The sequence below is a fragment of the Roseovarius halophilus (ex Wu et al. 2025) genome, from assembly GCF_047086965.1.
On sequence record NZ_JBKOTX010000629.1, the window covers coordinates 1 to 276 of the forward strand.

Genomic DNA, 276 nt, shown 5'->3' on the forward strand with positions numbered 1-276 from the left:
GTCTCGGATAGCGGGCCAGGTGAAGGTCGTTTCCTCAAGACGCTTGTAGGCCATCACGAGCCCGGTCCCGTCCCAGAACAGGATCTTCAGCCGGTCGGCACGCTTCGCGCGGAACACGAACACCGTGCCGGTGAACGGATCCTCCTTCAGCACAGACTGAACCAGCGCCGCCAACCCGTCATGGCCTTTACGGAAATCCACCGGCCGCGTCGCGACCATGATACGGACCTTGTGCGCGGGCAGCATTACGCGGGCACCCCGAGCGCCCGGACGATC

Annotated in this window: 1 protein-coding gene; it reads right to left on the minus strand. The window is 64.5% G+C overall.

Features of this window, described 5'->3' with window-relative positions:
• Positions 1-246, minus strand: a 246-nt coding sequence (tnpB, locus tag ACH107_RS33800; protein WP_412509921.1) for an IS66 family insertion sequence element accessory protein TnpB, incomplete at its 3' end; no start/stop codon positions are given.
• Between the last annotated feature and the right edge of the window lie 30 nt (positions 247-276).